Source organism: Aeromonas sp. QDB11 (assembly GCF_027705265.1).
GTDB lineage: Bacteria > Pseudomonadota > Gammaproteobacteria > Enterobacterales > Aeromonadaceae > Aeromonas > Aeromonas allosaccharophila.
Map to the genome: position 1 here is coordinate 1 of NZ_JAPDBM010000112.1, position 6,311 is coordinate 6,311.

The window sequence follows — 6,311 nt, forward strand, 5'->3', positions numbered from 1 at the left end:
GCACTGCATAATTCTCTTACTGTCATGCCATCCGTAAGATGCTTTTCTGTGACTGGTGAGTACTCAACCAAGTCATTCTGAGAATAGTGTATGCGGCGACCGAGTTGCTCTTGCCCGGCGTCAACACGGGATAATACCGCACCACATAGCAGAACTTTAAAAGTGCTCATCATTGGAAAACGTTCTTCGGGGCGAAAACTCTCAAGGATCTTACCGCTGTTGAGATCCAGTTCGATGTAACCCACTCGTGCACCCAACTGATCTTCAGCATCTTTTACTTTCACCAGCGTTTCTGGGTGAGCAAAAACAGGAAGGCAAAATGCCGCAAAAAAGGGAATAAGGGCGACACGAAAATGTTGAATACTCATACTCTTCCTTTTTCAATATTATTGAAGCATTTATCAGGGTTATTGTCTCATGAGCGGATACATATTTGAATGTATTTAGAAAAATAAACAAATAGGGGTTCCGCGCACATTTCCCCGAAAAGTGCCACCTGACGTCTAAGAAACCATTATTATCATGACATTAACCTATAAAAATAGGCGTATCACGAGGCCTGTGGGAGGAAAATAAAGTGTCATCCTAACTACAGGACCCTGCAACGTAGCAATTCCTGCAAAAATCCATTTAAAACAATGACTTATTTCAATTCTGCCATCTGCAAGCGTTTTGTGGGGATGGAGGCCGGAATCATTAAAGTATCATCCTAATTTTCGCTCAACCTTGGAAAATGCTGAGAATCGTAAAAATAAAGTTTCATCCTTTCCGCTACTAGTTCAAGGCTTTCTTCCGGCCGCCGGCAACAACGCTGCTTGGCTGAGGCGATCCACTTGCGCTACCGCTCACTGATCAGATCGAACTTGAACTCGACGAGCAGCCAACCATCAGGCCGAGCGTGATCGCCAAAAAAAACGGATCATGCGAAATCCTTCGTTGAGTTTGGCGCGGGTTTTAGCAAATCAGCTGGCCCGCGATCCGGTTGAGAGTGATCCGAAGCGGTCCTTGACGACCGGCACAAATCGGCCGATTCTGTTGAAAAAGTAGCTTTAGCGGCAGCCTGCCGATCAGGTGTGCCTGCTGTCGAAGTGGCTGCAAGCCACTTCAAGTTGCCTTCCGGCGTTTCACTGAGCGTCCTTGCTCAGGTTTAAGGGTTAATTTGAGGGTTTCTGCTCGTAGCAGGCATACCTATCCCGTCAGCGGTGGCCCTTGAGGCAAAAGCTTGGCCATGCGGCGCAGGTTCTGCACCATCGCAGCCAAGGTGAATTCGTCAGTGGCACCCGTTAGGCCACGCAGTCGTAAACGGTCGAGTTTCATGATCCGTTTGAGGTGGGCGAAAAGCATCTCCACCTTCTTTCGTTCGCAGCGAGAGACGAGGTACTCCGGTGTCTTGGCGATGCGTCGAGCCACGTCGCGGGCAGCCTCATGGATGCTGCGGACGATCTTCCGATTCGGCGTGTTGGGGCAGCATTTCGCTTTCAACGGGCAGGTGGCGCAGTCGGTTTGGCTGGAGCGGTAAATGACGGTTTTGGCCTTAGTTACCCGCGACCTTTGCTGGGTGAAGGCGCGCCATTCACTGCGTAGCGGTTTGCCGGCTGGGCAGCGATATTCATTGGCGTCCTGACTCCAGTGAAAGTCGTTACTGGAGAGGCTGTCGTCCTTGCGCTCGGTCTTGTCCCACACCGGCACATGCGGTTCGATGTCCTTTTCTTCGACCATCCAGGCCAGCATCGGGGCGGTGCCATAAGCGGTATCGCCGATAAGGCGTTCCGGTGTGAGATCGAACTGCGCCTCGACACGCTCGACCATCGTCCTAGTCGAATCGACTTCGGCGGTACGGTGCGCCGGGGTAGCTTCCACGTCCATGATCACACCGTGCTCAGTGTCGATCAGGTAATTCGTGGAGTAGGCAAAAAAGGCCGGGCCACCTGGCGCTGCTGTCCAACGGGACTGAGGATCAGTGAGCGAAATTTTCTTGGGAAGAGCCTCAGCCAGCGCCTCTTCATCAAGGGCTTCGAGGTACTCGCGCACTGCGCGGCTGCTGAGCTTTGGATCGTTCCAATCGACCTCATCTCCCGCCACCCCACGTTGCCGGCTGGCATCCGCCTTAATGATGCTGGCGTCGACGGCGAAACCTTCACCCTTGACTAGGCCGGCTGCCATGCAGCGCCGCAGCACCTCATTGAATAACCAGCGGAATAGATCGCTGTCACGAAAACGCCCATGGCGATTCTTCGAGAAGGTCGAGTGATTGGGGACTTCGTCTTCCAGACCCAACCGGCAGAACCAGCGATAGGCCAGGTTCAGGTGCACCTCTTCGCACAATCGCCGCTCGGAACGAATGCCATAGCAGTAGCCGACGACCAGCATGCGCACCATCAACTCCGGGTCAATCGAGGGACGCCCGATGGGGCTATAGAAATCTGCCAGGTAGGCACGTAGATCACTGAGATCCAAGCACTGGTCGATGCTGCGCAGGAGATGTTGGGCCGGGACGTGATCTTCCAGATTGAACGAGTAGAACAGGCGCTGCTGTCCTCCCGGTAACTGTCCCATCATGCTGTTCGCCCCCACGCTCGCTGACAAAGCAATTTTGCCAACGGCATGGGGAGGCCGCTACTTTTTCAACAGAATCGGCCGCACACAGCCATTCGGCTCAACAGAACCCTGCCTTTACCCCACCAAACTCCGGAAACTCGCCCGGTAGTCCGTCGGCTTGAGATGCACATGTTGGCTGAGGTCGCCGGGTAGCGTGAACAGGCGCGGACCGTCCCGAAACTGGAACACGCGATACAGATGGAATTGATCGCCCGCCTCCTTGGAGAATTCGAGTTCGTTGTGGCTGACCAAGAAAGACGAGCCTACCCCGCCATTGGTGGTTTTCACCTCGATGAAGCGCTCATGGGCGTCCTCTTCGAACGACAGGATGTCGAACCCCGCACCGTCTCCCTGGGTGTCGGACACCCAATCCAGCCGCTGAAAAAGCTCTGGGTGGCCGAGCTCGGTCAGGCGTTGCTGTTCGTAGCCAATCACCCACTGCTCCCCTGCCCGGCCCAGCTTGCGGTTGGCTTCATCGCGAGCGGCATAATCGAACTTTCGCGGTAGGCGTTGCCGTAGAGATGCCGGGGTACGCACAAGCACTTCACGGGCGGGTGGTTCTACCAAAGCCGCTCGGTAGGTTTTGTCACCCGGAAGTTTTACCTCCTCCAGGGCATCGACAAGAGCGCCGACCGTCTGCTGATGTTCCAGAACGTAGGCGTGTACGGATTTACGCAGCAGCAGTTGGCTGTTGCCGCGTGGCTTGTAGCCGTTGATATAGGGCAGGCCCAGGGCATCGAGTACGGCGCTAATGTTCTGGTGCTTGAGCTCGACTGAAGACTTGCTGCGACCGTTCAGCAGTTGGCGCAGTGCCTGGTTGTGCTCGGACTTGTGGTACGGCTCCCCAGCCGCCTCGGCACGCAGCATGTCGAAATAGTCTTCGACCGTGGCCAGGACCTCTTCTTCGGACCAGTCTTCGCCGATGCGAATGATGCGAAACCCGAGCCGCGTCAGCGCCGGAACGACGGTCGTCTCGCCACCGGAGAAGCTGTCAGCAGTGAGCGGGCCCTGCTCGGGAAATTGCTTGCCGAAGGCCACACCGGCGATGGCCTTGGAATCGCAATCGGTGCCGGTCTTCGGATCACGTACCAGGAAGTCGCGGGACTTGCCGTAGCCGTGGCGCGCCAGGAATTTCGTGCGGCCCAGTTGCACGAACTCATCGATGGCAGCCTGCACGGCGGCGGGGCTTCGAAGCTGGGAGAGTTGAGACACAGGGTCCTTCCTTACTGTCATGGTGTGCCGGGAACCGCCGAGCCACGAGATTATGAGTAGCCCCTGAACAGAAACGTCACGATAAAAGCCGTGAACGCCACCAGGCCCATTAAATCCCTTGCGTATTTGCAGCCCGTGCTGTCCAAACCTGTACCAGGTCCGATCAACACGCTCCAACCATTGAGGTACGAAAACACCGCCTGACCGAACAAAAAATGCGTGATAGCCGCCGCAGCCATGACGCCGGAATCGTCAGACAGGCTGTAGCTGTTGACCATTGCCCTGTACGCCTGCATCTGAAATGGCTATTGCCCTGATGGGAGCCGGCTTTTCAGCCACCGACACCAGCGATGCCGTCAATATTCTTTACCCGATAACCATGACCGTACAAGCTAACAAGGCCTGGCAAGCCAGCGGACTTAAAAAGTCTTTTTTTCTACCATCCCACAAAAAAGTTCGTGGTGGAGAAAAGATAAGCTATGCAAGGCTTTAGGAGACGTGGTTTTTCAGGATGACGAAGAACGATTCGGCGCTAGGTGCAACATAGGTGCATCGCACGAGCGCTAGGAACGGCGAAAAAAGGCGGACGTGGCGAAATCGGTAGACGCAGCAGACTTTAAAATTGGAGTGCCCGCGGGGAAATCCGCGGAGTAGAACCGCTCAAAGTCGGGGAACGCTAACGGGCAATACCCTAAGCCAATCCCGAGCCAAGCCCCTTCGGGGGAAGGTGTAGAGACTGGACGGGCGGCGCCTAAAGCCTTCGGGCAATGGCGAAGGGACAGTCCAGACCACGAACGTCATCAGACGGCGGCGAAAGTCGAGGTGGTACGAAAATCTGCTTCTCTGTGAGAGTACGGGTTCGAGTCCCGTCGTCCGCACCACAAAGCCAAACATCCCTGCGATGATCGACCTCTGGGCGTTTGGTCGTGAGCCCGCCACCCTCGCGCTACGCTTTGCGCAGGCGTCGAAGGCGATCAGGTGCGCCCATCGATTCCGTCGAGCACCATCGCTGCGAGTTCATCGCTGGTGTGTGCACCACTATCGAGAACACGGGTTGTGCATGGAAGCCGTTCCCTTGCGGCCAAGCATCGGGCGACATTCGCTAATCGCCACTCTCGAATCTCCGCATTTCGATTCGGGTCAGGATGCATGGTCTGGTTCGCGATCCGGTGACGCAATAGGTCCTCGTTGAGCGTCAGAAAGATGTGCAGCAGCTGATCGTCGATCCGCCTTACCCCGTCGAGTATCTCAGTCAGATAGTCCGGGTGCACGAGCGTCATTGGGATGATGATGTCCTGCGAGTAATTCCTTCGAATCTCCCTGACCGCCGCGATCGTAAGTCCCCTCCACAAGGGGAGATCCTGATAGTCTCCGCTCGCTGGCATGGGGACCGTTTCTTTCACCACGAACCCGATTTCCTCGGGGTCAAAGATCAGCGATTTGGAACGCCGATCGCGCAGCCGCTTAGCGAGCGTCGTCTTTCCGGCGCCGAAAGGTCCGTTGATCCAGATTATCATTGTCGACGGCCTCTAACCTGAAGGCTCGCAAGAGCGCTCGACGGCCTCGTGCGGAGGCACGATCGGAGTGGTTCCGAAATGCTTCTCAAGATAGGTGACGCCGAACGTCACGATGTCCTGCGCGTCGAACAGGTAGCACTGAGCAAAGCCCACGACACCTTCTCGATGGCGACCGAGCTTCACGTAAGCATTTGCTATAGTTTCAACCGCATCCGGCTTTCCTTCGATAGCAAAGCAATCGAGAATGCCGTTTGAATCGTAATCCGATGCCGTTTTCCAGGCGACTTCACCGTCTCTTCCAAGCATCGGCATCTCATACGTCACCCACCGTTTGTTGGGGATATCGGCAACCGCCTCGGCGTAGTGCAATGCGGTAACGGAGTTTAGCGGCGCACCCAACAGCAGGGCCTTCCCGCCAAGGCGAACGAACCGCTCGACGGGCGATCCTTCCCCCAAGGCGTGACCGAGTTCGTGAGGCTCCGTCAGCGTTTCAGCCAGCGGACCAACCGCGACCATCGATGCATCGGGGTGCGCGCTGCGCCGCGCGCCGGGGGCTTGAACCAGAAATTGATTCAGCAGGCCGAACCCACGGTAAGTCCCGGCTGTTGCGGGATCGAACGGCAGCCAGGTACGGCGGGCTTCGTCATCCAGCCGAGCGCCATTCAGAGTCTCCTCGTAGGGTGATCGGTCCCACGACGCGTATCCCATCACAGTGCCAGTCGGCCCAACCGCGGAGCGTAACGCGGCAACGACCGTCTCCGCTCCTCCTTCGACCGGACCAATCGCTTTAAGTGAGGCATGCACCATCAAGAGGTCACCGGTTTGGACTCCGAGTTTTTGAAGCGCCTCCGTTATTGCCTTCCGCGTATGCATCGCGATATCTCCTCTAAACTGCAAAACACTATACGGGGTCTGACGCTCAGTGGAACGAAAACTCACGTTAAGGGATTTTGGTCATGAGATTATCAAAAAGGATCTTCACCT

7 protein-coding genes are annotated in these 6,311 nt (G+C 56.1%); 1 reads left to right on the plus strand and 6 read right to left on the minus strand.

Going from position 1 to position 6,311, the window contains the following annotated elements:
* From OKC40_RS21520 to OKC40_RS21535, 4 genes are all read right to left on the minus strand, one after another.
* On the minus strand, positions 1-368 hold a 368-nt coding region (locus OKC40_RS21520), incomplete at its 3' end, for a class A beta-lactamase (protein ID WP_032424450.1).
* An 820-nt stretch (positions 369-1,188) separates the two neighbouring features.
* Entirely contained in the window at positions 1,189-2,559 is a 1,371-nt protein-coding gene (locus OKC40_RS21525; protein ID WP_000971921.1) for an IS1182-like element ISCfr1 family transposase, read from the minus strand.
* 114 nt (positions 2,560-2,673) lie between these two features.
* Positions 2,674-3,810: a DUF3883 domain-containing protein gene (locus tag OKC40_RS21530; protein ID WP_000080861.1), complete on the minus strand. Its 1,137-nt coding sequence runs from the start codon at positions 3,808-3,810 to the stop codon at positions 2,674-2,676.
* A gap of 50 nt (positions 3,811-3,860) precedes the next feature.
* Positions 3,861-4,088, minus strand: coding sequence for a hypothetical protein (locus tag OKC40_RS21535; RefSeq protein ID WP_000248278.1), 228 nt, complete (start codon positions 4,086-4,088; stop codon positions 3,861-3,863).
* Between the two features lie 23 nt (positions 4,089-4,111).
* Here OKC40_RS21535 and OKC40_RS21540 point away from each other — a divergent pair, with 23 nt between their 5' ends.
* Positions 4,112-4,303 (plus strand): hypothetical protein, encoded by a 192-nt coding sequence (locus tag OKC40_RS21540; RefSeq protein WP_000951934.1) that lies wholly within the window; start codon positions 4,112-4,114, stop codon positions 4,301-4,303.
* Positions 4,304-4,784: 481 nt separating this feature from the next.
* On the opposite strand, the gene OKC40_RS21545 is transcribed toward OKC40_RS21540, so the two are convergent.
* Positions 4,785-5,327 (minus strand): AAA family ATPase, encoded by a 543-nt coding sequence (locus OKC40_RS21545; RefSeq protein ID WP_000587837.1) that lies wholly within the window; start codon positions 5,325-5,327, stop codon positions 4,785-4,787.
* Positions 5,328-5,339: 12 nt separating this feature from the next.
* On the minus strand, positions 5,340-6,200 hold the full coding sequence (aac(3)-IId, locus tag OKC40_RS21550) for an aminoglycoside N-acetyltransferase AAC(3)-IId (protein ID WP_000557454.1): 861 nt from the start codon (positions 6,198-6,200) through the stop codon (positions 5,340-5,342).
* Positions 6,201-6,311: the final 111 nt, after the last annotated feature.